Origin of the sequence: Bradyrhizobium sp. DN3, assembly GCF_041357655.1 — a bacterium.
Taxonomy (GTDB): Bacteria; Pseudomonadota; Alphaproteobacteria; order Rhizobiales; family Xanthobacteraceae; genus Bradyrhizobium.
In genome coordinates this window covers 176,238-200,981 of the sequence record NZ_JAULLN010000007.1, presented here as the reverse complement: position 1 = coordinate 200,981, position 24,744 = coordinate 176,238, and the positions used below count along the sequence as shown (strand labels likewise).

The 24,744-nt window shown below is 61.0% G+C and carries 23 protein-coding genes and 2 pseudogenes; 8 read left to right on the top strand and 17 right to left on the bottom strand.

Going from position 1 to position 24,744, the window contains the following annotated elements; all coding sequences use genetic code 11:
* Positions 1 to 178: 178 nt before the first annotated feature.
* Positions 179 to 4,528 (bottom strand): translocation/assembly module TamB domain-containing protein, encoded by a 4,350-nt coding sequence (locus AAE027_RS13065; RefSeq protein ID WP_370988403.1) that lies wholly within the window; start codon positions 4,526 to 4,528, stop codon positions 179 to 181.
* Positions 4,528 to 6,546 (bottom strand): autotransporter assembly complex protein TamA, encoded by a 2,019-nt coding sequence (locus AAE027_RS13060; RefSeq protein WP_370988401.1) that lies wholly within the window; start codon positions 6,544 to 6,546, stop codon positions 4,528 to 4,530. The genes AAE027_RS13065 and AAE027_RS13060 overlap by 1 nt, the downstream gene beginning before the upstream one ends.
* A 776-nt stretch (positions 6,547 to 7,322) precedes the next feature.
* Here AAE027_RS13060 and AAE027_RS13055 point away from each other — a divergent pair.
* Positions 7,323 to 7,763, top strand: a complete 441-nt coding sequence (locus AAE027_RS13055) for a hypothetical protein (protein ID WP_370988400.1) — start codon at positions 7,323 to 7,325, stop codon at positions 7,761 to 7,763.
* 16 nt (positions 7,764 to 7,779) lie between these two features.
* On the opposite strand, the gene AAE027_RS13050 is transcribed toward AAE027_RS13055, so the two are convergent.
* Together AAE027_RS13050 and AAE027_RS13045 are read right to left on the bottom strand one after the other, a co-directional pair.
* On the bottom strand, positions 7,780 to 8,631 hold the full coding sequence (locus AAE027_RS13050; RefSeq protein ID WP_370988399.1) for a carbohydrate ABC transporter permease: 852 nt from the start codon (positions 8,629 to 8,631) through the stop codon (positions 7,780 to 7,782).
* A 6-nt stretch (positions 8,632 to 8,637) separates the two neighbouring features.
* Positions 8,638 to 8,976: a carbohydrate ABC transporter permease gene (locus tag AAE027_RS13045; protein ID WP_370988398.1), complete on the bottom strand. Its 339-nt coding sequence runs from the start codon at positions 8,974 to 8,976 to the stop codon at positions 8,638 to 8,640.
* 280 nt (positions 8,977 to 9,256) lie between these two features.
* Here AAE027_RS13045 and AAE027_RS13040 point away from each other — a divergent pair, with 280 nt between their 5' ends.
* Entirely contained in the window at positions 9,257 to 10,528 is a 1,272-nt protein-coding gene (locus tag AAE027_RS13040; RefSeq protein WP_370988397.1) for a hypothetical protein, read from the top strand.
* A 767-nt stretch (positions 10,529 to 11,295) separates the two neighbouring features.
* Here the strand turns inward: AAE027_RS13040 and AAE027_RS13035 are convergent.
* A complete protein-coding gene (locus AAE027_RS13035; protein ID WP_370988396.1) occupies positions 11,296 to 11,595 on the bottom strand; it encodes a helix-turn-helix transcriptional regulator in 300 nt (99 codons plus the stop codon).
* A 155-nt stretch (positions 11,596 to 11,750) separates the two neighbouring features.
* On the opposite strand from AAE027_RS13035, the gene AAE027_RS13030 reads away from it, so the two are divergent.
* The gene (locus AAE027_RS13030; RefSeq protein ID WP_370988485.1) at positions 11,751 to 11,999 is read left to right on the top strand and encodes a transposase domain-containing protein; all 249 of its coding nucleotides are present in this window, start codon (positions 11,751 to 11,753) and stop codon (positions 11,997 to 11,999) included.
* 117 nt (positions 12,000 to 12,116) lie between these two features.
* Here AAE027_RS13030 and AAE027_RS13025 read toward each other — a convergent pair whose 3' ends face one another.
* The 9 genes and pseudogenes from AAE027_RS13025 to AAE027_RS12985 form a co-directional block, all read right to left on the bottom strand.
* Positions 12,117 to 12,341, bottom strand: coding sequence for a hypothetical protein (locus tag AAE027_RS13025; RefSeq protein WP_370988395.1), 225 nt, complete (start codon positions 12,339 to 12,341; stop codon positions 12,117 to 12,119).
* Positions 12,342 to 12,632: 291 nt separating this feature from the next.
* Positions 12,633 to 13,091 carry a DUF3788 domain-containing protein gene (locus AAE027_RS13020; protein WP_370988394.1) on the bottom strand — a complete coding sequence of 153 codons (459 nt, stop codon included), beginning with the start codon at positions 13,089 to 13,091 and terminating at the stop codon, positions 12,633 to 12,635.
* A gap of 157 nt (positions 13,092 to 13,248) precedes the next feature.
* Positions 13,249 to 13,758 carry an FMN-dependent NADH-azoreductase gene (locus AAE027_RS13015; protein ID WP_370988393.1) on the bottom strand — a complete coding sequence of 170 codons (510 nt, stop codon included), beginning with the start codon at positions 13,756 to 13,758 and terminating at the stop codon, positions 13,249 to 13,251.
* Between the two features lie 4 nt (positions 13,759 to 13,762).
* Positions 13,763 to 13,879: pseudogene (locus AAE027_RS13010) on the bottom strand (FMN-dependent NADH-azoreductase); the annotation flags it as partial.
* A gap of 81 nt (positions 13,880 to 13,960) precedes the next feature.
* Positions 13,961 to 14,506 carry a carboxymuconolactone decarboxylase family protein gene (locus tag AAE027_RS13005; protein WP_370988392.1) on the bottom strand — a complete coding sequence of 182 codons (546 nt, stop codon included), beginning with the start codon at positions 14,504 to 14,506 and terminating at the stop codon, positions 13,961 to 13,963.
* Between the two features lie 35 nt (positions 14,507 to 14,541).
* Positions 14,542 to 15,228: a nitroreductase family protein gene (locus AAE027_RS13000; RefSeq protein ID WP_370988391.1), complete on the bottom strand. Its 687-nt coding sequence runs from the start codon at positions 15,226 to 15,228 to the stop codon at positions 14,542 to 14,544.
* A 95-nt stretch (positions 15,229 to 15,323) separates the two neighbouring features.
* Positions 15,324 to 16,301: an AraC family transcriptional regulator gene (locus AAE027_RS12995; protein WP_370988390.1), complete on the bottom strand. Its 978-nt coding sequence runs from the start codon at positions 16,299 to 16,301 to the stop codon at positions 15,324 to 15,326.
* A gap of 427 nt (positions 16,302 to 16,728) precedes the next feature.
* Positions 16,729 to 17,217: a bacterioferritin gene (bfr, locus tag AAE027_RS12990; protein WP_370988389.1), complete on the bottom strand. Its 489-nt coding sequence runs from the start codon at positions 17,215 to 17,217 to the stop codon at positions 16,729 to 16,731.
* Positions 17,218 to 17,378: 161 nt separating this feature from the next.
* A pseudogene (locus AAE027_RS12985) lies at positions 17,379 to 17,602 on the bottom strand ((2Fe-2S)-binding protein).
* A 449-nt stretch (positions 17,603 to 18,051) separates the two neighbouring features.
* Between AAE027_RS12985 and AAE027_RS12980 the strand changes: the two are divergent.
* From AAE027_RS12980 to AAE027_RS12960, 5 genes are all read left to right on the top strand, one after another.
* Positions 18,052 to 18,363 carry a hypothetical protein gene (locus tag AAE027_RS12980; protein ID WP_370988388.1) on the top strand — a complete coding sequence of 104 codons (312 nt, stop codon included), beginning with the start codon at positions 18,052 to 18,054 and terminating at the stop codon, positions 18,361 to 18,363.
* Between the two features lie 71 nt (positions 18,364 to 18,434).
* Positions 18,435 to 19,712, top strand: coding sequence for an MFS transporter (locus AAE027_RS12975; RefSeq protein WP_370988387.1), 1,278 nt, complete (start codon positions 18,435 to 18,437; stop codon positions 19,710 to 19,712).
* Between the two features lie 98 nt (positions 19,713 to 19,810).
* A complete protein-coding gene (locus AAE027_RS12970; RefSeq protein ID WP_370988386.1) occupies positions 19,811 to 20,728 on the top strand; it encodes an NADP-dependent oxidoreductase in 918 nt (305 codons plus the stop codon).
* 215 nt (positions 20,729 to 20,943) lie between these two features.
* Entirely contained in the window at positions 20,944 to 21,639 is a 696-nt protein-coding gene (locus tag AAE027_RS12965) for a glutathione S-transferase N-terminal domain-containing protein (RefSeq protein WP_370988385.1), read from the top strand.
* Between the two features lie 32 nt (positions 21,640 to 21,671).
* Complete coding sequence (locus AAE027_RS12960; RefSeq protein WP_122401530.1) at positions 21,672 to 22,142, top strand: pyridoxamine 5'-phosphate oxidase family protein; 471 nt, start codon at positions 21,672 to 21,674, stop codon at positions 22,140 to 22,142.
* Between the two features lie 777 nt (positions 22,143 to 22,919).
* Here AAE027_RS12960 and AAE027_RS12955 read toward each other — a convergent pair.
* The 3 genes from AAE027_RS12955 to clpX all read right to left on the bottom strand — a co-directional run bounded on the left by AAE027_RS12955 (position 22,920) and on the right by clpX (position 24,697).
* On the bottom strand, positions 22,920 to 23,129 hold the full coding sequence (locus AAE027_RS12955) for a hypothetical protein (RefSeq protein ID WP_128935376.1): 210 nt from the start codon (positions 23,127 to 23,129) through the stop codon (positions 22,920 to 22,922).
* Positions 23,126 to 23,314: a hypothetical protein gene (locus AAE027_RS12950; RefSeq protein ID WP_370988384.1), complete on the bottom strand. Its 189-nt coding sequence runs from the start codon at positions 23,312 to 23,314 to the stop codon at positions 23,126 to 23,128. Before AAE027_RS12950 ends, AAE027_RS12955 begins: the two co-directional genes overlap by 4 nt.
* Positions 23,315 to 23,461: 147 nt before the next feature.
* Positions 23,462 to 24,697 carry an ATP-dependent Clp protease ATP-binding subunit ClpX gene (gene clpX / locus AAE027_RS12945; RefSeq protein ID WP_370988383.1) on the bottom strand — a complete coding sequence of 412 codons (1,236 nt, stop codon included), beginning with the start codon at positions 24,695 to 24,697 and terminating at the stop codon, positions 23,462 to 23,464.
* Positions 24,698 to 24,744: the final 47 nt, after the last annotated feature.

The window sequence follows — 24,744 nt, the reverse complement described above, 5'->3', positions numbered from 1 at the left end:
CGCTCGACGCAATCGCCGACCTCGTCGCCGCTCACGCTGCGAGCGCTCCAGCCAGGGGACATCGATTTGCCATGCAGCTTCGATTTTCAAACAGCAGACGCGCCTTCGCGTTCTCGCGGCACGACACATGATCGCCCCTCTCGGATGAGCCGAGATGGGTCGAACAATCGCTTTTGCGTTACCATTCGAATCGCGTGCCGACCCCGACGGATGTCGAGCCCTTCGCATCAACATCCGACTCGACGCGGATGTGGCGCGTCACGTCGACATTGGCCGACACACCTGACTGGCTGGGGCTCGCGCCCGTCCGCACACCCACGCTCAGCCTGTCGCCGATCGCGCGCGAGGCGCCGACCATCGGACCGCCCGCCCCGGCGCCCACGTCCAGATTGTCGACCCCAAGCGAGCGGCGCATGCGGTCCACCGTTCCCTCGCCACCGCTTGCAAACTGAGCCGCGGCCCCTGCGAGCTGTACGGCCTGCGAGGCCGTCAGGCTGCCCGAGGCCTTCTGAAAGAGAATGCGCGACAGGATCTCATCCTGCGGCAACTCGGGCTGCGAATGCAAGGCGAAGACCGGCGCGGCCGCCGGTCCCGAGATTCCGACCTGTGCGGTGATGTCGGAAGCCTGTATCTCTGCCGCGAAATCGAGCTCGGGCGCGAGATCTCCGTTGAAGGAGAGATTACCCTTGGTGAAGGTCAACGTCTTTCCGAGCACCACCAGCTTGCCCTGGAACAGCGAGAAGGCGCCCTTCGGCACCGGACCGTTGGTCGTGCCACCCACGTGAATGGAGCCGCCGAGCTCCGCAGTCGCCCCGCGGCCATGGATGAAGACGTGGTTCGGCGCCGAGACCGTCACGTCGAGAGACGCGTTGAAGAGCGCCGGGCGTGCCTTGCTGCCTTTCAGCGTCTCCGCCTTGCGCTCCGCCGCAAGGCGTGCGGCGACCTGGCCAGAAGCGTTCACATGGTTGATGCCGTCGATCGGCTTGAGCGTCGAAGGCAGGCGGTCCGGAATATCGACACTGACGCGGGTCAGGTCGATGCGACCGGCAATCCGTGGATCGCGCGCCAGGGCGCCCGTGACGTCGAGGGCGAGATTGGCCTGAGCGGTCGCCAGCGCGCTGGCGGCGAGGGTCGCCTGCTGGCCACGGATCGAGACCGTGCCTGGGAAGCCTGCATCCGGGGCGACCCTCACTTGGCCGGAGCCTGACAACGTGCCGCCGTTGGGCGTCACCGCGGCCAGGCGCTCCACGACGATCCGCTCTCCTTCGGCGGTGATTTTCGCCTCGATGGCATCGAGGCGCGTGCCGAGCATGCTGTCGCGGAAGGTGCCTCCGCTCATGGTGGCGACACCATCGATCTGGGGCTTCGAGCGCGTGCCGCCGACACGGGCATCGAGCGCGACGCTACCGGACACGGTGCGGCCGGAGGCGGAGAGCATCGCATTGGCGACGGCGGCATCGAGGCGGCCCTTCGCGGTCAGCGCAATCGGGCCCGTGGCGTCGAGCGGCAGCGTGCCCGACGCCGTGAACGTGCCGGCTTTTCCCGCGGCAACTGTGGTGTTCAGGCTCGCGTGGCCTCCATCGAGCCGCCCATTCGCGGCAATGTCGATCGGCGGCAAGCCCGCGCTCCTGGTCTGCGGCGCCGCGAGCTGCTTGACGGCCACGTTGTATTGACCCATCGGCGCGCTCGCGGAGCCGGCGATCGCGGCTGAAGCGTCAAGCGTCCCGGCGAGCCCCAAACCGGGCACCGCGACATCGGCCGCGCCGAGCGGGATCGCACTTGCCACGGCCTTGAGGTCGAGCGCCTTGCCGGCCTTGCCATCGACGGTGAAGCGGCCAGTCCCAATTCCGAGGGCCAGATGCTCGATCAGCACCGTGCCGTCTTCGAGCGTGAAGCCTGCGGGCCCCTGCAATACGATCGCCTTGGCGCCACGCCGTGCGGTGAAACGATTGAGATCGAACCGCGTCCGCTCCTTGGACGTCAACGCACCCGCGGCATCGAGATCGAAGCCGGCAGCCTTGGCGGAGAGACCGATCGCGCTCGTATCGGCATTACCCCTGGCCGTTAGCGCGATGCTCGAGACGGTCTGACCGCCGAACGCGGCATCGTTGACCCGGGCATCCGCATTGAGCACCGGATGGCTGTAGAGATCGGCGCCATCGGCGCGCAGATCGAAACTGCGGATGGCCATACCGGCGGCACGGATTCCCGCGCCCTTGCCAACGAGACGGACGGACTGCTGGCCGCCATCAGCCGAAGCGGCAAGGTCGAGTGAGGCCGAACCGGCGAGTTCTGTGAGAACAAGCGGTGAGAGGTCGGCGAGCGCCCCAGCAGCGAAGCGAATCCGCCCGCTTGCGAATCTCTGCGCGTCGACCGTTCCTGCGCCCTTCAGGGACACCGAGCCGATCGCGATGTCGAGGGTCTTTGCGTGCCATCCGGCAAAGGCGGGAGCTCCGCGATCGTCACGCGCCGATGATCGGCGGCTCACTTGAACAATCCCGCGCGCCGGGTTGCCGTCGACGGAGCCGCTGAGCTTGGCGTCGACGGCACAGAGCCCGTTGATGTCGTTGACCGTCGCGGCGAGCTCCAGATGGGGAATGGGGCGCTGCATCGCGGTGGCGCGATCCACGGAGGCCCCGAACGAAACGCCGGGATGCGCGAGCCCGCCGGTCATGCCGATGTCGAGAGCTCCCGCACCGGTGAGGCGCGCATCGGCCGCCGAGAGATCTGGCAGGTCCACATGGGCCGACAGGTCGCTCGAGTCGCGCGTCACCGTTCCCTTGACGCGAACCGCGACATTGGCTCCATCGAGCGACGCGCCGCGGACCGTGTAAGTGTCGCGGCCATCGGCAGAGAGATCGGCTGCGAGTGCGAGCCGCGCGCCCGCGAGCCCATCGAGCGCTGCAAGTCCCGTCGCAAGCTTCTCGCCAGTGCCTGACATTCGGGCGTCAAAGCTGCCACGCTGGAGGTCCGCGTCGAGATCGAGGCCGAACGCCACCGAGCCCTTGAGCTTCAGCCCGGCAAGGTCGGCAAAGTACCCGAGGTCGGGCACGGTGCCGGCAGCACGGCCATGCAGGCGATCGGCGCTGACATCACCTGTATAGGTCGCCTGAACCGTGGAGGTACCGATCTCGAGACGCTCGATCCTGGCGCGGCCGCCCAGGTCGGTATCGCCGTGGAGCACGAGCGATGCGGTGCTGCCGATCGCGGCCGCCAGACTCGCGTCGCGTGCCGCAATGCCGGAGGCGCGCAGGTTCGCGTCAAGGATAATACGCGTTGCGGGATCGCTGGCTTCGGCGCGAGGGAGGGCCGTGACGGAAGCGTCAAGCGTCTCGACGTCTCCGTCCGGTAGATGAGCACCCGACAGCGCGAGCTTGACCGATGCTGTGGGAGCCTTGATCGAGCCGTTGACGTGGCTATCGAAGACGAGGCTGCGGATCGAGCCGTGGTCAGTTTCGGTCACGTCGCCGTTGCTCGGCAGGGCGCGGATGGAAGCCGCGAAATCCATCATCTTGTCGGCTCCGAGCAAGCCCTTCGCGTCGAGCCGGGCGAGATGGCTCGTGAGCGTCAACCCGTCCAGTGCGACGCTGCCGTCGTCACCAATACGCGTCGTGCTGTCGAGCTTGGTTTCACCGGCAAAGACCGGCGCGGCAATTGCCGGCAACAACGGCCCGAGATGGCTAGTAAGGCGCGTTGCAAGCACCCGGCCCGCGCCGTTTCGGTCAAGCGTAATCGTGCCGGTCGCATCGATCGTGGGACCGGCCTGCAACTTCAGGGCACCACGAAAGCTGTCGAGCGTACCCTGGCCGCCCAGTGCGAATGTGACGGGCGGTTCGCCCGGCAAATGGCCGAGCTTCGACATGAGTCCATGGGCCGGCTCGTCAAGCGTGACGTTGAGGGTCAGCGCATTTCCCTGCGGAACGTAGGCGAGAGCGGCCTTGAAGCGGCCCGGAAAATCCTTGCGGATGGCGTCGAGATTGAAGACGAGCCCTTCGGCGGGCGAGCCGAGCTCGGTATTGCCGGTCGCCGCGACACTGAGGGCTTCACCCAGAATGGACTGCCCAAGCGTCAGGGCTCGCAGGTCGAAAGCCTTCACCTGCACCTTCACCGGAAGGTCGGGCAGGATCGGCTGGTCGGACTCGGCGACAGGCTGATCGGACGGCAGCGGCTTTCGCCTGATCTCAAGGGAGCCGATCTCGAGACGGTCGATCTCCAGTCGCCCCAGCAGCAGTGCGCTGCGTCGCCAGACGAGGCGCGCCTTGTCGACCGTCAGCCAAACTCCGTCCTTGTCGGTGATGCTGACGTCGCGGACCGTGGCATCCGAGGACAACACTCCATCGACGGCGCCGACATGGACCTGGGTCGCCGGCGTCGAGAGCGTTCGCGAGACAAGACTGGCCAGCACATCCTGCTGGTTCTCGCCACTCCCGCCCGCCATTTCGTAGACTACGAGGCCGAGCAAAGCGACGCAGACGAGCCCGAGGGCGGCGACGGCGGAACGGACAATGAGCGGCCGTCGGATGCGCATCAGAACGCTTGCCCAATGCTGAGATAGATTGCGTAGCGGCTGTCGCCGGGGCGTGGATTCAGCGGCGTCGCGACATCGAGGCGGATCGGGCCGACCGGCGTGAGATAGCGCAAGCCAAGTCCCGCCCCATAGCCCACATAATCATCGAAGCCCGGCAGGGATGATCGGGAGGCGCTGCCAAAGTCGAAGAATGGCACGAGGCCGATGGTGGGCGTGATCCTCACCCGCACCTCGGCGGAGCCCTCGATCAGGCTGCGACCACCGGTGATTTGGCCGAACATCATCGGCGAAATGGTATTGAAGCCGTAACCGCGCACGGATCCGCCGCCGCCAGCGAAGAAGCGATGCGCATCCGGGATCTCGGCGAGCGGCGCTCCCGCAAGCGAGCCTGCGGCCAACCGGCCCGCCAGAACGTAATTGGCCTGCTCGTCGAGCGCATAGTAAGCCGAGCCCGCGATCCGCCCTTCGAATAGATCGATGGTGGAGCCCATCAGCTTCGGATAGGCATTGACGGTCGCCGAGAGGCGCACACCGCGCGTGGGATCGAGCGGATTGTCGGTGGTGTCGTAGCGGCCGGTCGCGGTGAAGCCGATCAGCGTCGCGTCGACCCGCCCCAGCACGTCCAGCGATTTCGATTGCTCGACCTGAAGGCCGGCCTGCAGCGAAGCCGCCTCCGAAAAGCGGTGGATCACGCCGAACGTGCCGCGCACCGTATCGTCGGCGTAACCGCCGAGGTCGTTGTTGCCGACACGCTCGCGGAACGCAGTGGCCTCGACCAGAAGATCGTTGGCCGTACCGAACATGCCCGGCTTGATGAAGGTAGCGGTCAATCGCGCGCCAAAATCCGACGCGTGGAGATTATTGAAGCCGTTGAAGGACGTGCCGTCGACCCGTTGCAGAAGCGAGGCCGAGGCTTCGAGCCTCAGGCGCTCGCCGCCGCCGAATATGTTCCGATCCTCGTAATAGCCTGCAATGCCGGGACCATCGACGGTGGAATATTTCGCCGAGAGACCCACCGCGTGCCTCGGCCTTTCCGTCAAATCGATGAAGACCGGCAGGTTGCCATTGGCATCGAGCTTGTCGGCCTCGCGGATGCGAATTCCTCCGATGGCTGGGATCCTGGCGATCGAGGTTTTCGTCAAGGCGAGCCGCTCGGGCGAATAAGGCTCGCCTTCCGTCAGGTGGACATGCGTGGCCACTACCCTCGGGTCGACATCTCCGCCCGAGATCGTGACGGCGCCGATGCCGGCTTTGGGGCCCGCTTCGACCCGCAGCCGAAAATCCATTGCAGCGGCCGCATGATCGACGATGGCCTTGACGTCGGCGATCTTCGCAAGCGGATGTCCGTTGCTGCGGAACCAGTCCACGAGCTTCACCTGCGCGGCGCGCAGGTCGGCCGAGATCGCGGGATCGCCGGACTTCAGCGCAAAGGCGCGGCGCGGCAATCCACGCGGCGCTTGCTCGCGCGCATAGTCCACATCGACGGTGCGCAGCTTGAACAAGGGACCGAGCCGTGCGGCGACCTTGATTGGAACGACCGACCGATTGCGAAAGGTGTCGGCCCGACGCGCCGCGGCGGCGAGCCCGGTCTCGTCGGGGGATACGGGAACTCCGTCCACGGTTACATCGATCTGGGCGTTATAGCGGCCAAGCCCCCAAAGGGCATCGAGCAGCGGATTGATATCGGCCTGAAGCCGGCGCACGAGACCTTCGCCATCCGGCGGTGGTTCCTGTCGGAGGCGATAGGTGCCGGAGGCATCGCGCAACACCTGCTCGGCGTCACTATCATTCTTGCCATCCAGCGTCTTGGCTTCAATCTCCAGCCGATAGGACAGTGTCGTGGCGCTGACCGGCGGCGGATCGTCGGAACCGAAAAGGCCAAAGAAATCGAGCGCGTGAGCCTGCTCGCACAGCGACCAACCGACGACGGCGACGCACCCCGAATGCAGGATGCGTCGCGCCGCAGCGACAAAATATCCTCGCCTTGCCCGCCGCAGCGGCAGGCATCGTCGCAACACGATTTGCTTGATTGTTCCGCTCCGTACTCGCCTGTTGACAACTCGAGCCTCTGCAACTCAGGCCCGGCGATCCCCTGTCTCAGCATTCAACAGGCACCACACGCGAAATTGATAGACATCATGATGGACAATGTAGGGCACAGAAAAAATCGTCTTCGTGATCTTCTATTGATTGAACAAAGACCACGACGTTCAAGAAAGCTCCACTGTTCAGGTACGCTCCACGAAAAAATGCTCTAGAAACTGTGTGCCCCATCCGAAGAGTTCCGCGCGCGACTCTTTGCCATTATTGTGTTTGGACGGCATTCCGGTAACGAGTCCTCACAGAATTTCTTGCAACGGGGAACATCCACATCGGACTCATGATCGGGAAATTTCAAGGCGTGATTCCTGCGCCCCCTTGAGTGGCTGCGGAGCAGCCATGGCAAGTTCAAGCGCCTCTATCCGCGCTGCACTTCCCCGAAGGCGTCCCGGCCATCGCCACCGGCGATGCGCGAGCGATTTCGATCATGACAAGTTCGAGCTCTTCGCGCTCGTCTCACACCATCGACGTCGCTGAGATGATCCAAACAAAGATCCTGAGTGCGTTTGGATTGGGGAAGCGATCGATGAAAAAAGTGCCCGCTTCGCCATGAACTGCCGCCAGACATGCGTAGGCTCCTCGCCCCGCCAGGGCGCGTTTGACGTGGAGATCAAAGGCCCCTTGCGACCGGGCTCTCGACGGTTGCGGCCTAGGGTCAACAACCAGAAGAGTCCTGTCGATTGGGTGAAGCCGGATGGCGGCGCATCGTGCTGCCTTCGATCGAACCCGGACGCGTTTGATGTCGCAGGAGCGTTGGGCGCTTCTGGTCGCATTCCCGAAGTCGGAGCTTCAAATCGGTGACGGCGCTTGGTTTGGAGATTTATTCGCCGTTCTACGCCTCGGCTTTGGCGATCTGCCGATCAATGTTCGTCCGGCCGCCTTGGATACGCGTTCGGAGGCGGTAGAGGCAGCGGCGCGGCCTTGTTATCAATCGACGCGTCAGCTCGCCTCAACCGCCATTGATCCGGCGCTGGCGACCACCCGTGTCGCCGGCCCGAAGCGCTACCATCGAGCGCATGGTGTCGCGGAAAATCGTAGTTTGGCGGAGAAAATCGTACGATTGGTAGCGGGGGGGCGCTACCGCGTTTCCCCACACCCGCCGGACCTGCGATACCTCATCCGATCTTTCGCATGACACAGTCAAACGACCCTTACGCCCGAGGTGAACGCGGTAGCTCGACCTGAAAGCCTTTGACCAGCCAGTCGAACAACAGGCCATAGACCACGGCGAGCGGAAGCCCGACAATGGCGGTCGCCGCCATCAGTGCCTGCCAATAGTAGATATCGCCGCGGATCAATTCGGTCGGCACCCCGGCGCTCACGGTGCGACTCGCGGTCGAACTGACGAACACGGCCGCATAGATGTAGTCGCTCAGCGACAGCGCGAAGGCAAAGACGATGCAGGTCGTGATACCCGGGACGGCAAGCGGCAGCGCCACACGGAAGAAGACGCCGACGCGGCTCCAGCCGTCGGTCAAGGCTGCCTCCTCGATCTCGCGTGGAATCGAACGGAAGAAGCTAAGCAGGAGCCAAGTACAAAATGGAACCGTTATCGTCGGATAGACCAGGATCAATGACCACACCGTGTTGGCGAGACCGAGCAACGTCACAACTTCGTATAGCGGGATGAAAAGCAGCGTGGGGGGAATAAGATAGACGAGGAATATCGCGATGCTCGAATGCTCACCCCAATGCCCCATCAGCCGCGCCAGGCTGTAGGCGGCAGGCACCGCGAGCACCAGCGTGATGGCGACGACGATGACGCCGATGAAAAATGAATTCCAGAGGAAGACCGGATAGTTCGTCTCTGTGAACAGAAAGCCGATGTGGCTCAGGGTCGGGGGAACATTGAACAAGAACGGATTGTTGGCCGGATCGTACAGATCGGCATTGCTCTTGAAGGCGGTGATCAGCATCCAGCCCGCCGGGAAGATTGCGAAGGCGCAGAACAACAGCAGTGCAGCGTAGAAGCCGACCATGCGAAGCGTTTGTCCCGTGCGCATCGGTTGCTACTCCTGCCTGCGATAGGCCATCCGCAAGGCCACGATGGAGACGGCGAGCAGAACTGGGAACAGAAACAGCGCGATTGCCGCGCCCTGGCTCAGCGCTCCACCCTGGATGCCTTTAAGATAAGCCCAATAGGGGAGAATCTCGGTCGCGTAGCCCGGGCCGCCCCTGGTGGTTAGCGCCACCACAGTCATGTCGCCGAAAATCACGAGAACCGTGAACAGAATGGCGACGATGAGCAGGATCGCTAGCGCCGGCAAGGTGATCCGAAACAAGATGCGGAAATAGCCGGCGCCATCCAGCTCGGCCTGTTCGAACAATTCGTTCGAATATCCCGCCACTACCACACGTCAGTCAACGTAAGGCGCTTGCATTGCTGGATTTTTTTATCTGTCCCGACTCATTTCCCAAGAGCCGTCCCGACTCGACAGCCGGATTGGTAGCGATGCTTTGCTTGGTGATCCGCTCGTCTCTACTCGGCGCCGTGATGCCGACCTGAGCATTACCATCCTTTCTACCCCACGGCGGTTGGCTTCATCCCGGAAATTTGGTGGCATTCAGGCAGTTCACGGCCCTGCGTATGCCAAAATCAGCCTTAGCGGAGCTCAAGGAGAACTTCAGATGGCTCAAGATATTCAGTGCCTCTGTCAGACGGCGCTGCCGCCGTATGTTCGGCACCACTGGTCGGAATCCAAGCAGATGACCTTTTTCCGATTCGAGGCCTCGACAAAAATGCGGAAGGACGGCTTCCCTATCACGGGCCTATCGCTTGGTACTGACCTCACAACAGCGCTCGCGACCTATGATAGTGAGGTCCTGCCACTGCTTGAGGCGAGAAGACAGAACGGCCTGGCAATCCCGGTTGAGAGCGGGCCGCTTTACGGCACGCTCGAGTGGTTATCAAGGAAGTACGAAGCCACCGTCCGTTTCAAGAATCTCGTCAAGATCACGCAGAAGACCTATGTCAATAGCATTCGGCGCTGCTGCAATCACGTGATGCAAAAGGGTCCGTTGGCGGGCAAGCGCTTCGGGGATGTCCCGATGATCCAAATCACCCCCGCGCTGGTTGATGACTTCTATGAAGAATACCTCTTTGTCACTGACATCGACCAGAACGGCAAGCCGGTGCAGCGCAAGCGCAGTCGCACAGCGAAAGACGATATCCACAATCTGCGGGCGATGGTCAACGGGACCAAGCGCAAGCACGCGCACCTGCTCCACAAGGGCGTCAATCCGTTCGAAGGCGCTTATATGCCGCACCGTTCCAAAGGTGCGCCGGCCGTGACGATCCCTCAGCTCGCGACGTTCGTCCGGGCCTCCGATCGCAAAGGCCTCTTCTCGGTTTCGGCCATCGCACTGTTCGCGTGGGAGATGGAAGCGCGCGTCAGCCACTTTCCTTACAAAATGACAGTAAATGAATATCGCGGGCTCCATCATGAGGCGGAGGTATTCGTGCGTGCCGAAAAGATAAACCAGGAGCGATATTTTCTATTGCACGATGACGACGGTAAGCCGCTCTATCCTGCGCTGATGCAGCGCCTTGACGAGCTCAAGGCCAATCGTACTTCCGGACCGCTCTTCGCCTGCGAACGATCGGCGCCAGACAAGCCGAGACCTTGGTCCAGAAAAAGGCTCTACGAGACGGTGGCGAAGATCTGCGAGGAAGGCGGATTACCCCACCTGACGCTAACCCAATTCCGCAAGGGCGGTCTGACAGAATCGGGGACTGCCGGCCTGACGACCACGCAGATTATGAGCCAAAGCATCCATCTCACGGAACAGGCGGTTCAGATCTACCTCGAGAAGAATCAGGAGGTAACGATGGGGGGACAAAAGCGTCGCCTCCGCTGGCGCCGGAGGAAGGCCGAGCGCGGCGTCGATATCGTGACGTAATCACAAGAATTCCTTTCCGCTCGCCGCCGCCGGGCGGATATACATCAGGCAAGGCGTCGCCTTTCCGCGATCGTAAGAGAGCTAACGGACGTCAAGTAGTGACTGAGAATATCTGCCGTTGACTTTGTAATATGCGGCACTTGTCGGGGGCGGTCTGTCGAGGCCGAAGAGACTGCCGGCTGCGCCCCTCGATGACAAGCGGCGGCGGCATGGAGGGCGATGCCGTCCGCCCGGAGGGGATCTCGCCTGAGGGAGAGCCATTTCCATCTCAATTACAGCAACGGACTGTAAACGCGCTGGCTTCGTCCTTCGATCCGCTGGCCGGTTTGCCTTAAATAATAGGGTTTTCAAACAATAAGTTAGCTCCTTAGCGCTTTGATAACTTCCGGCGATCAAATGGGGAACAAAGAGGAGACGGGGGTATGCAAGGGTCGCGTGCGTCCTGAAGTCCTCCCGAAGCTCGGAGCGGCCTGGTTCCCGGGCTTGAAAGCTGAATTTCTCATCCGACCCGCTTGCGGGCTCCTCGGCAGTACACCCAAGGGGCTCCCGCTATGCGACCTCTCGGTCGATGGCCCCCCCAAGCATTCGGTAGAGCGTCGGACCGCACTCGCTGTAGCGAGGCCTCAGCGCAACGCGGACTCGGCGAAGCAGGATCAGCGTGCCCTGCAAAGCGATACCGAGTTTAGCAGCTCGCGACTTGCAGCTACATTCGGCGAAGCGGAGGCGGCGATATCGACTAGCGGCGGTTCGGCGCGCGTGCGTCCAGGTCAGGCCTTAGCCACGCTTCTTCCGCGAGAACGCGCGGGGGGGCGTCTCCTGCTCGGTCCCGCAAACACCTTTGCTATCGGCATCAGCAGGTCAGCGACCTCGACGTCAAGGGCAATTGCAACCTTGTCCAGCGTTTCCAGAGTGGGATTAGCGGTCGAGACTTCCAGCGCGCTGACCAGCGCCTGACGCACGCCGGCAGCGTCCGCAAGATCATCCTGCGACCAATCGCGTTGCAAACGAAGCCGCCGAATGTTGCGGGCAAGAAGTCGCCGCGTGTGTGCAGATTTTCGCCGCCCCATCCGGCAGGATGATGCATTTGCAGGCGATCAACACCACACGTTATAACGTTTAAAACACGCTCAAACGTATGACACGCACAATAGAACCAGACCACGCGTCCGCATCCGTCGCCGCGAGCTCGGCAACCTGGGCGATGTGAAACCGGTTGGCGGAGGTGTCAGCGAACTCCGAATCGGCTACGGGCCCGGCTCGCATTTACTTCGTTCAGCAGGGCAACACCGTGGTTAGATCTGAGTCATTCTGGCTGGATGCGAGTCTGCACCCTACTCGCACGCTCGCCGATGTCCTAGCCCGCCTGCCGGATCACTCTGCCAAGCGCATTGACGAACTCCTCCCCTGGAAGTGGCGTCCGCAGAACGTCGCTCACGCTGCTTGGGCCCAATCAACTGTCCGGCAAGGATGACAAAAGCACACTTTCAAGCAAGCTTTCAGAGATGCGTCGTCCCCACAACTCGCGTGGCGGCGGCGAATCGCGTTCGCAGTGCGATGCGGCTTGATCCGCTGCAGCGCACGGAGCAGATCAAAGCTCAAGGTCGACGTCTTTCGCGACCTGGCCTTTGCGACGGATGATTCTGGTGCCGAAGTCGTCTTCGAGTGCTACCTCCGCCAGCGCGTACTCGATAAGCTCGGTGTCGGACGATATGCCGGATTTTTTCTTCGCCGCCGCCACCAGATCTTGGCAAACACGGTCGCCGATCCGACGGTTTTCGCCACCGAGCAGACCAAGCTTCCGCGCCGTTTCCATGACCGCACTCCGCCTGACGTTCGGCTGTACCGGTATGTTTGGACTGGCGCGGGTCGACTTCAAAATGATAAATCTCCTGCTTCGAAAATACAGATTTGGCCAACGGGTTCAATGTCATATGTCCAGCGTCTCGCCACGCCTGCCTAGAAGCGAACCGTCTGGCTGCGTTTTCAATTCCCGTTAACGTCGCGGAGGCAAGCTTTGAATGGATATCCGCCACTTCCCCACCCCTGAGGCACCGCTCTTCGTATCCTTGGAGCTATCGCCGGCAAACCAGCGTTCTTGTGACCTTCAACCGCACGACTTTTGCGGGCGCTTCATAGTCAGAAGGTTCGTCACATCATGCAGATCATCTGCCGATGCGACGGCAATCGTTAGCCATTTTCCGTCGATGTATGTTTTCGCGTCATCGTAGAGTTTGATCAATTGCGGGTGCCAAACATAGCGCCGCTCCTCAAACTTTTCTCGCTCTGCTCTACCCATGACCACCACAGCTGAAACTCGTCGGAATTCCGGCACCAGGTGGCAGAACGCCTTGGTCTTCTTGTAACGCAGGGACCAACCGCGGTTCTTTCCACCGTAGACCCAATCCGGCGCGAAAACTTCTGGGTAGGATTCATCGATCCAGGTCCGCAGCTTGGCCCAGTATTGGAAGCCATCTGCTCCGATCCAGTCGCGAACGCTGCTTTCATCGGGCGATGCTGATTTGTCGGTGATCCTGTCGCCGATTTGCGGAAGCGTACTAATCATCGGAAGACCTCGTGTTGATAGTCCCGCGGGGGGGCCGGAGGTTAAACGGGCGCTTGTCAAGGCTTGCCATGGGCCCTCAGAATGCCGCCGGTGCGACTTTGTCCAGAGCACGGAGAGCATTGCGATACGGTCTGGCGATACTCGAGAGCACGGCTGATCAAGCAGCGACGTCTCGAAGCTCTCGCACGACTGTCAAGTCGATACCGTCAATTACCTTCTCGCTCGCTAGCGAAGCTTGGCCCTCTTCAATAAACGCGGTGGCCTGCAGCGGAAGGAATTGCAGCGTCTTTAGCCCAATAGAGTTCAGTGCCAGCGTCAGATAGGGCGTGAGAAAATCAGGCTGATTTCCTCGTTCTCCGGTAAAGACGCCGCCGGAAGCGACGCCGATAAAAACCGGACGATCCGGAAGCATTCCCACCTTCCCGACGGGCGTTGACTCCATTGTGCGGCCGACGCGCAGGACCTGGTCGATCCACGCTTTAAGAACCGAAGGGATAGTGAAGTTGTGCATTGGCGTTCCAATGACAATCACATCAGCCGCCTCGACTTCCCGAATGAGTGTTTCGGCAAGGTCCAAAGCGCCCTTCAGGCGGTGCCGCCAGTGTGGCCGGCGATGACAGCGTATCCGCGTAGTCAGCCGTGGCGTGAGGCAGAGGATCAGCTCCAAGATCACGCCGCCTGATGCTCGCATCCGGCGCAACCTGAAGAAGCTTCTTGACGACCGCCGCCGAAAGCTCACGGCTATGCGATTTCGGGCGAGGACTGCTATCAATATGGAGGATATTCATGCGAGGGATCCAAATGGCTAGGAAGCTCTTGCATCAACCGCCTCCATAGCTCCTTGGAGGCGGTTGATACCACTGGCAGGCTCAGATCGAGCCGGCCGTTGCGACTGCGGGGAAGTCCTTGTCGGGATTGAACACGTTGTTGAAGAAGTTCGTCAGCGAGTACATGGCCACGAGCGCGACGATCTCCATGATATTCGCATCCGTGTAGCCAGCATCGCGGACGGCTTGCAGATCGGCGTCTGTGACATGGCCTCGGCTCTCGATGATCTTGCGTGCAAACTGGACGGCGGCATCCCGCTTCGGGTCGGTTGCGTGACCCTTTCGGGCGAGAACAATGTCCTCCGCCGGCAGCTTGGCCATATGCTCCGCCGTGAAGCTATGCACCGTCAGGCAGTAGTTGCAGCCGTTCACTTCGGAGACCGCAAGGCCGATACTGTCGCGGGTCTTGACGTCGAGCGCCTTGCTCAAGGAGCCGAGCAGAGCGGCCCATGCGTTGAACGCGATCGGGCTTTGCGCGAAGGTCGCAAGCATGTTTGGCGTGAACCCGATGTTCTTGGTGAACATATCGAGGGTCGGTTTCGAAGCGGCCGGAACGTGGTCCGGCTTCAGAGCGACAGCTCTGGCCATGATATTTCTCCTTGGATAGTTGATTTCAGAGTTGGTTATGCGAAGTGCAGCACGTCGGCCACGGGCAGACGCGGCTTCTGCGGCCAGTTGCCGGGCCGCTCCGGCCCGACGGTCAACAGCATGACCGGGATTTCGTGTTCGGCCAGGCCGAACTCTTTGTGCACGGCTTCTGCATCGAAGCCGATCATCGGTGTCGAACCCAGGCCTAGCGAGCGGGCTGCATAGATGATGGCTGCGGCGCCGAAGGTAGCGGAGCGTACAGCCTCGTCGCGCTGGCGCTGCGGATGATTGTCGTACAGGCCGCGCGCGGGCCCCTCCCATTCCGGCACCACATGTGCCGGCATGATTCCGGCTTCCACGACGGGCGCCAAGCGCTCAGGGACGGTGCTGGCATCGGCCAACTGGCCGACCATGATGAAGGTGACGGCTGCTTCGGTAATTGCGGGCTGATTCCAGGCAATCGGAAGCAGCCGAGCCTTTGCTTCGGGTGAGCGCACGGCGATGAAGCGCCAGTTCTGCAGATGGAAGGATGTCGGCGCTGACGTGCCGATCCGCACGAGGTCACGGATCTGATCGTCGCTGAGGACGGCCGTCGAGTCGTAATACTTCGCAGCGCTGCGGCTCAGAATGGTTTCGATCACGGCGTTTGTCGGCAACGGCCGCGCCCGCGAACGGGAGGTTTCCCGATCGGCAGCGACAGCGGTTGCAGTGGTGTTGTTCATCGGGGTGCTCCGTTATCAAGTGATGACGGAGCCCAATTTACCGCCGGAAATGATCGTTTCGAGCCTCTATAGGCTCAAATTGGTGCTCAAAAGGATCATTTTGGCGACGACCCGGGCTCATCGCCGTTGTGCGCCAGTCGGCGCCATTCGCCTGGTGTCATGCCCATCCTCTCCGCAAATACACGCCGGAAGGCCGAAACCGATTGATACCCGACCGTCTCAGCCACAGCTTCCGTGCTGATCCTTGGCTTCTTGAGTTCGTTGGCGGCCATGCTCATGCGCAGATCGGTCAACAGGTCGAGGGCGGAGCGACCTAACTTGTCCTGAAACTGGCGCATGAATGTCGCGCGTGACATGCCGCATAGATCCGCCAGATCGGGAAGCTTCCAAGGTCGCGCCGGATCAGCGAACATCGCCGCAATGGCCGGCGCCAATCTCGGATTGCCAGCAAGGGCCAACAAGCCTTCGGTGGATTTTCCGGATTCGCTCGCGGCGCGGAGAACTAGAGTGAACAAGATCGAAGAAAGCGCGTTCAGAATGGCGCGTCCTCCCGCTCTATCCTCAGCGGACTCCATTCGCATTAAGCTGACCAGTCCGGAAAGTTGACTCGATGCCGACGCGATGTCCTCTTCCCCGTGGTTTTTCAGAGCCCGCACGACCAGATTTGCTGGCAGATAGTTGCGGACTAATCGATCATGGGGTGGCACGACGAAAAATCGTCCGCACAGCAGATCTAGTTGCTCACCCCGTCCATTGTTCTCGCTCAACATCCATCCTGCAGAGCCCCTGCTTTCGTGCGTGTTGATCGGCGTTTTGCCGCTGCCGTCGTGCAGTACATGCGCCGAACCGTGAGGGAGCAGCACGATATCCCCGCTCCCAAGCTCCTGCACCGTTCTCGATTCAGGGTCCTCGAAAATCGCCCGGCCCTTGACGATGACATGGTAAGGGATCTCGTTCGCCGCCGCCCTAGGCCAGATAACACGCCATGGCGCGCCGTACGCGCAGCGGACCTCAAGCTGGCCGGTAACGGTGATGATTTGCAGGAGATGACTCAACCAGTCGACTTGAGACATAAGACCTCGAGAACCTGAATTGCCCACGCAGCATATCGTATTGCGCCAAGCGCGCTTCTGATCACTACGGCCCGGAGATCAGCTCGTATTTCCAACGATATGCGTCCCTGATCTCTTGCTGCCTCCCAAGGCGGATCAGCAAAGGCATGAGCGGGAGAAAGAAGCCGTGAAATTAAAGTGGTTTCAATTCTGACGAGAGGATGGACAGAATACCCTTGGCCATTCGCCGCACGGACCCGGTCGGCAATCATGGAAAACTCGTTATATGCCGGTGGCGAAACCAAGGCCCTCCATGAACGGCATCCGCAGCGCTGGAACGTCGTGGTCGCAAAGTGCATGGTTGCCTGCGATCGAGCACAACTGAAGCGTGAGCGGCACCAATCGCTACAGCTGCTCGTCGCCACATTGCCGTGGACGGCGCAACAATTCAGTGCTCTTCGGTCTTGAGCCCGCCGACATGTTTCTGGGTGTAGAGCTCGAGGCCGATGCGGCCGATTAGATCGAGCTGGGTTTCGAGGAAGTCGATGTGATGTTCCTCATCGCTCATCAGCTCCTCGAAGAGGTCGCGCGTGACGTAGTCCTTTACGCTGTGGCAATAGGTCGCCGCTTCCTCATAGAGGGCACGCGCGCTCATCTCCGCGGCGAGATCGCACTCGATAATCTCCTTGACGTTCTGGCCGATGCGCAGGGGATCGAGCACCTGCATGTTTGGGAAATCATCGAAGAAGATGATGCGGTCGGTGAGCTTGTCAGCGTGCTCCATCTCCTCGATGGACTCCTTGCGCCAGACCTTAGCCATCTCTAGGAGACCCCAATTATTCAGGAAGCGGTAGTGCAGCCAGTACTGATTAATTGCCGTGAGCTCGTGACGCAGTGCTTTGTTGAGATACTCGATGACTTTCGGGTCGCCCTGCATGATGAACTCCAAGACTTGAGGCCCGTTCTTGACCCTCGCAAGTCTAGAACGATTCTGACGAAGAACAAGCAGACAGGCATTCTCTGGGCGTGAAACCGAGAGGCGCCTGTCCAGCAAATCAAGGGAACCTAAGGCTATTTTCGACGTGAGTTTGGGCTCATTCATCCTTGGTCCCACCATGCGGGGCAACCAGCCTGACACGCTAGTGCACGCTCCCTTACGCCTCGTCGATGATCGTCCTCATGGTGTGCGCGCAGCGGCCGCATTCGGCGCTGCAACCGGGATGCTCATAGATCTGCTTGGCATTGCGCAGCGCGGCGTCAGTCGTGTTCACTGCGTGGCGAAGATACCGGTCGCTGAGGACGTTACAGGAGCAGATGATCATGAAGCGCGAAGGAAGACCCTCAGTGATACAGCGTCGCCGATAGGAGACGAAGCCAGTGCGCGTTGGAGGCTCCAAACAAGGAGAAGATGGTTGCGTGTCGACCGCTATGGGAAGTCCGCCTTGACCTTTGATCTTTGGAGGCCAGCAAAAATCTGCTTGGTCAATCGGGGGCGACCGGTAGCTGCAGATCGGACGGAGGACGCAGAAGCACCGCTCCACGCCGGCCGAAGATCAACGCTTTCGGTTAACGCAGATGACACAGCCGCGGCTAAGCAACTTGTCTTGATCTAAGAACGGGATTGAGGACTGTCGCTGCGCAATTCCCCTCGCTATGAAAACCATAAGTACTGGCTATTGGAAACTTTCGAGCCGCGCTGCGACCTTGACAGCCACTCAGTCGAATAACGACCAGGACAACCGTTTCAGCCAACACGAGCAGGAGACCCCTGATGTCCGGATCCAATCCGCTCGCTTCCAACGAAATCGCAGCCCGACTCGAGTTCGATCTCAAGTACGCGTTGCCGCTCGAGGCCAACGCGCGTCGTGTGTACGTTGCCGACGATTTCGCCCTGATCGCGCTGGATCGGTCAATTGATGGCAAAGATCTAAGTCGCAAATACGTTCGAGACTCAGCGAGCGGCGTCGTGCGCCGCGCGGATCGACGATGGCAGTACCCGATCGACAATAGCCAAAGGACGGCTGTGGCAGCTCTCAGCGATGGAGCCACTCGTCAGTTTGGCACCAATATCACCGCCACCTAGTGAAGCAAACCAAGCGGAGAACTCGGACCTGCGCGCCCGAATTCTTTGGAAGACGACCGATTCGCTACTCGATGCAAAACTTGCCACCAGTGATCAGCCAGTCTCACCGAAGCGGAATGCTCCCGCTGGCATTTTTATCAGCGGTAGTTTCCTTGGTGGTCTCATTCGCCGCTGCGGCCGCTCCGATCCCCCTTTACAACACCTACCGGACAGAAGACGGGTTCACTAACGCCGGTATTTCGATGGCCGTCGTCGCGTACGCCGTCGGCACCATAACCGCGCTGTTGGTACTGGGACGGCTCTCCAATCATCTGGGCCGCCGGGTCACTGCGATCACTAGCCTCGGTCTTCTCCTGCTGGGGTGTCTGCTGTTGCTCAATGTGCACGACATCGACACTCTGCTGGCCGGTCGGCTCCTCGTGGGCCTCGGCACCGGGTTGGCTGGCAGCAGTCTAACCTCCTACATCGTCGATGCGGCACCCAGCAGACCGGAATGGTTGGCGTCCGTTGTCACCAGCCAAGGACCGATGCTCGGCGTCGCTATCGGCGCCATAGCATCCGGTGCGCTTGTTGAGTTCGGCCCCTGGCCGCGCGAACTCATCTATCTCGTCTGCGTTTGCTTCCTATTACTGTCTGTTGCACTCGTCGCAATCAGTCCGGAAACAGCAACTCCAACTCCGGGCGCTTGGCGATCGCTGTTACCCCAGGTCAGCGTACCGGCGCGGGTCAGGCATCTGCTCCCTGTCGCGGCGGCGGTGTTTCTCGCCACTTGGGCCAGCGGGGGCTTCTACCAAGCGTTCATGCCTGCGCTTGTACAAGATGAACTCCACACCCGCAGCCCGTTGATCCTCGGGCTAGTGTTCGCTGCCTATATGACCCCCAGCGTTCTCGGCGCTCCCATTGGTGGCTGGTTCACATCCGCGGTAGCCCAACGCGTCGGTATGATCACCTTCGTGGCCGGAATGATCGGCATCAGCACTGCAATCTTAGCCGGCACACTAGTGTTGTTCATCACCGCGACCATGGTTGCCGGTGCCGGCCAGGGCATCGCCATCAGCGCCGCCACACGCGGCTTGCTGCACGGCAGCACACTCGCCGAACGGGCACCAATCTTCAGCGCGATCTACCTTCTCTGCTACAGCGGCGCCGCCTTCCCGAGCCTCATCTCCGGGCAACTTTCCAACCTGTTCTCGCTTCCGCAGATCACGCTCGGATACGGCGGACTTGCCGCTGTGGCCACCCTATTTGCCCTTCTCGGTGCGCGCAATCCGCACACCGACAGAACCGGGAAGAGCACGTCCGACGGCTCGACCGCTAGCGGTTCACCAGTACATGGAACAGTGTCATGAGAATCGTCGCTGTCCTGGGCGCCGCTTTATCCCGATTGAAGCGCAGATTATCGACGCAACATACCCAGCAATGAGACGAATGAGAGGAGATCATTCCCATGAAAGCGATCGTTGTGACGGACCAGGCTGCGGGAACGGCCGGGATGAAGCTGGTGGAGCGACCCGAGCCGCAGGCAGCGATAAATGACGTCGTCGTTCAGGTGCATGCGTCTGGATTCACCTCGGGCGAGCTGACGTGGCCTTCGACCTGGACCGATCGCCTCGACCGTGACCGGTCGCCGACGATTCCCGGCCAGGAGCTGGCAGGTATTGTCACCGCTCTCGGCTATGGCACAACCGGACTGTCGGTAGGACAACGGGTGTTCGGTCTCTCGGACTCGTATCGCGGCGGCACCCTGGCTGAGTATGTGGCAGTGGAGGCACGCAATCTCGCACCGCTGCCAGGCGACGTCGAGTTCTCGGTGGGGGCGGCCGTAGCGATGCCGGGCCTGACTGCTTGGCAGGGACTGTTCGTGCACGGTCGCCTTGAGGCGGGGCAGAGCGTTCTCGTGCACGGCGCGGCCGGCGCGGTCGGCTCGATGGTGACGCAGCTCGCACGAGAGGCCGGTGCCTACGTCATCGGCACGGGACGCGCCGCCGACCGTCAGAAAGCGCTCGACTTCGGCGCGCAGGAGTTCGTCGACCTCGAGAAAGACGATCTCGAAGGCGTCGGCGGAGTCCATCTGGTTTTCGACGTCATCGGGGGCGAGATCGGTAAGCGGTCCGCCGGCTTGGTTCGAGCCGGAGGAACGTTGGTAACCATCGCCGGGCCGACCGAAGCGCGGCCCGTCGACGGCTTGGCGATCGACTTTGTTCTGGTGTCCGATCGCGCGCAACTGGGTGAGATCGTCCAGCGGGTACGGGACGGACGACTGCGTACAAACATCGGCAACATCGCGACCCTTGACGAGGCAGTCGCCGCCTTCAATCCGACGCGGCGGATCAGCGGGAAAACGATCATCCGAGTTCGTCCGTGAGGAAGCAGCGAAGGCGAGCGGTTCTCCCCTCACACATGCATTGTCGGCGCTTTCCCCGGGCCGGTGCGTGGGGCAGGCAATGCCCATCCATCCCGTCGTCTCTCAGCTGATGTCCAAGGTCGTGCCTGGGTACCCATGCGAGCTCGGCTCGCATCCTGGCGGAGGATTCGCCTTTGCCCCGGCCCGGCGCGGCCCGCTTATCTAGGAGGAAGAAAGTGACTGTTGATCATGCAATCTTTGCGCGCTGGCCGGCGCAGTATCCCGATCGGCTGCAACTCTTTTCCACTTCCACGCCCAACGGAGTGAAGGTCGGCATCATGCTTGAGGAAACGAGCCTTCCTTACGAGCCGCACCGGATCGACATCATGGCAAACGAAACCCACGACCCGGCCTTTCTGGCGCTCAACCCCAACGGAAAGATTCCCGCAATCTACGACCCTGATGGGCCTAGCGGAACACCGCTCGCGCTGTTCGAATCAGGCGCGATCCTCCTCTACCTTGCCGACAAGACCGGGCAATTCATCTCAGCCGATCCAAACACCCGCTACGAAACGATCCAGTGGGTGATGTGGCAAATGGGCGGAGTCGGGCCGATGTTCGGCCAAGTCGGGTTCTTCAACAAATTCGCCGGTAAGGCCTATGAAGACAAGCGCCCGCGCGACCGCTACGCGACCGAATCAGCGCGGCTGCTCAGTGTCCTGGACCAACGGCTGGCGGGCCGGGACTGGGTGATGGGGGCCGACTACAGCATCGCCGACATTTCGCTGCTCGGCTGGGTGCGCAATTTGATCGGCTTCTACGAAGCACGCGATCTCGTCGGCTTCGACCGCTTTCTTCATGTGCAGGCGTGGCTCACCCGTGGCCTCGCTCGGCCGGCGGTGCAACGCGGGCTGCAAGTGACAGCTGGCTAGAAGCGCTCGCGAAGAACAAGGAGATGGTATCTATGATTGAAATCACTGCCGACATGGAGGCAATCATCAAGCAGGCGATATTGTCGTTTGTGGCGACAGTCAACGAGGATGGAACGCCAAATCTTTCCCCGAAGGCGTCTTTGACGGTAAGAAACGGCGTTCTGTACTTCGCTGACATCGCCTCGCCTCGGACGATATTGAACTTGGAGCGCAATCCCGCTGTCGAAATTAACGTAGTCGACATCTTCCAGAGGCGCGGCTACCGATTCAAGGGCCGTGCGTTGATACTGCCGCCAGAAGATGGCGAGTCCTTGATGATCGCCGACTGGGTTCGGGCGACGAATGGCCTAGAGTATCCTGTTGATCACGTTGTCAAAATCGAAACCACTTCAATCAGCCCGTTGCTATCTCCAGCCCATGTCTTCGCTCGCCCTCCTCGAAGTCAGGATGAAATCAGGAGCACCTACTATCAAAAGTACGGTGTGAAGCCCATCGGGGCATAAGTGCGGGCTCCGCAAAAAAAGACCGGTCGGTACCCAGAGGTAGAAAGTCCGCGAACATCCGAACCACTATCTGGATCGCCCGCGCAGCGCAGCCTTATCGATGGCCGCCCCACGCTGATGTGAGTTCGGGCGCGAGGCTGCTCGCTGTCTACTGCCTCGACACCGATGACAAGGCGCTTAGCGCGCTCATCAAATGCCCTTAGGACTTAAGAGGAGCGAAGGTCTTTCGTCGTAGGGCGGAAGCGGTCCATGCCGTCGAATTTAACCTGCGACGCCTCAATCGCGACGGTGGGAGCTTCCATGGGCGCGTTTACGAAGTTTCTTTCTTTACTTTCTACTGGACGTGCTTGCAGCTCCTCGGTGGCGTTTCGAAACAATATGACCGTCCCGCGACCGTCGAGGAAAAGTAACCTGTGGAGATAGTGATCGGCGGCATAGGCATCATTAGCTCGAAGATCGTTCTATTCCAGGGGGCATGACATCGTCGCGGCGTCGTGGGCATCCACATCGTCACTGGAGATGGCCAAAGAGCCACGGCGGGCGCACAGGTGGTCATCTGTATGTCGCTGACGTGACAGCTTAGCTGCCGCCTACGGCGAATACTTCGCTCCGACCAGAAAACTGATCATGACCGCCTTGGTCGAGCTCGGCCGCGCTTATCTCATCCCAGTCCTGGCGAGTTTCCTCATGCCGGCCTGGACCCAAGCAAATTGACTCCTCGCGGATCGAGCGCGGAGTCGCGGAACTATTTGAGGAACAAAATCGGCCCCGGGGACCCTAAGCGCCCCTGCCATCCTTTTTACCGAGCACGCAGCGCCATGCTGCGAGGCGCTCGGTCGGATGCTGATTCATCCAGTCGGCAAGCTGCGGTGCGCCCATCAGGCAGGACTGCATCGAGATGTCAGCGAAGTTCGAGGTGGTGACGGTCTGCTCGTGGCAATTTGCGGGAGAAGACAAGCTGCAGAGTACGGCGATGATCGCGATCATGATGCGCCCCCATCGCCGTGATCGATGTCTGCGTCCACGCGCATGTGGCTTGCGCATGCATTGTCCGGCTGGTCGCAGGCGCATTCAGACGGCGGGAAGACGCTGTCATAAATCGCTCGAGCTTCTCGAACAAGGCGAGCTCGCTCTCGCTCCGACTTTGGTGCAAATCGAATGATCTCACCCATGTTTCACTCCTATCACAGTACATTATCGTACTATTTAGCGATTTAGGTTCGTTGACGTCGATTTGGGCACCGGAGCAGTAGCAAACGAGGGGGAAGAACAAGTAACGGATCGGATGCTGTAGGCGTCAGTCGTTTGGCCCGGTCGAGTTAGTACGCTATAGCGCTGCTTCCCACCGTGCGCCCCGAGCGATCCGCGTAGATGTAGAGCGGCCGCGCCGTGCCCTCCACGACCTCGCGGGAAATCACGACTTCTTCCACACCTTCCAGGCCCGGCAGGTCGAACATGGTCTCGAGCAGGATCGCTTCGAGGATCGAACGCAGACCACGCGCGCCGGTCTTGCGCTCGATCGCCTTGCGGGCGACCGCGCCAAGCGCCTCGTCGGCGAAGGTCAGCTCGATGTTCTCCATTTCGAGCAACCGCTGGTACTGCTTCACCAGCGCGTTCTTCGGCGCGGTCAGGATCTTCTTCAGCGAGGTCTCGTCGAGGTCCTCGAGCGTCGCCACGACGGGCAGGCGGCCGACGAATTCGGGGATGAGGCCGTACTTCAGGAGGTCCTCAGGCTCGACGTGACGGAAGATCTCGCCGGTCCGGCGATCTTCCGGCGCCATCACCTGGGCGGCGAAACCGATCGAGGTCGATCGACCGCGCGCCGAGATGATCTTCTCGAGGCCGGCGAACGCACCGCCGCAGATGAACAGGATGTTGGTGGTATCCACCTGCAGGAATTCCTGCTGGGGATGCTTGCGGCCGCCCTGCGGCGGGACCGAAGCCACCGTGCCTTCCATGATCTTCAGCAGCGCCTGCTGCACGCCCTCACCCGACACGTCGCGCGTGATCGAGGGATTGTCGGACTTGCGACTGATCTTGTCGATTTCGTCGATATAGACGATGCCGCGCTGGGCGCGCTCGACATTGTAGTCGGCGGCCTGGAGCAGCTTCAGGATGATGTTCTCGACGTCCTCACCGACATAACCGGCCTCGGTCAGCGTGGTCGCATCCGCCATCGTGAAAGGCACGTCCAGGATGCGGGCGAGCGTCTGCGCGAGCAGCGTCTTGCCCGAGCCGGTCGGACCGATCAGCAGGATGTTCGACTTCGCAAGCTCGACGTCGTTGTGCTTGGTCTGGTGATTGAGGCGCTTGTAGTGGTTGTGCACCGCGACCGACAGGACCTTCTTCGCATGGCTCTGCCCGATGACGTAGTCATCAAGCACCTTGCAGATTTCCTTCGGCGTCGGAATGCCGTCGCGCGACTTGACCAGCGAGGACTTGTTCTCCTCGCGGATAACGTCCCTGCAGAGCTCGACGCACTCATCGCAGATAAAGATCGTGGGACCTGCCACCAAATTGTGGAGTGTAGTGTTGGTGATTGAGTGAACTGCCATGGCGGCCTCAAACCATATCCAGGGGGTTGTCAACGGGAATACGATCA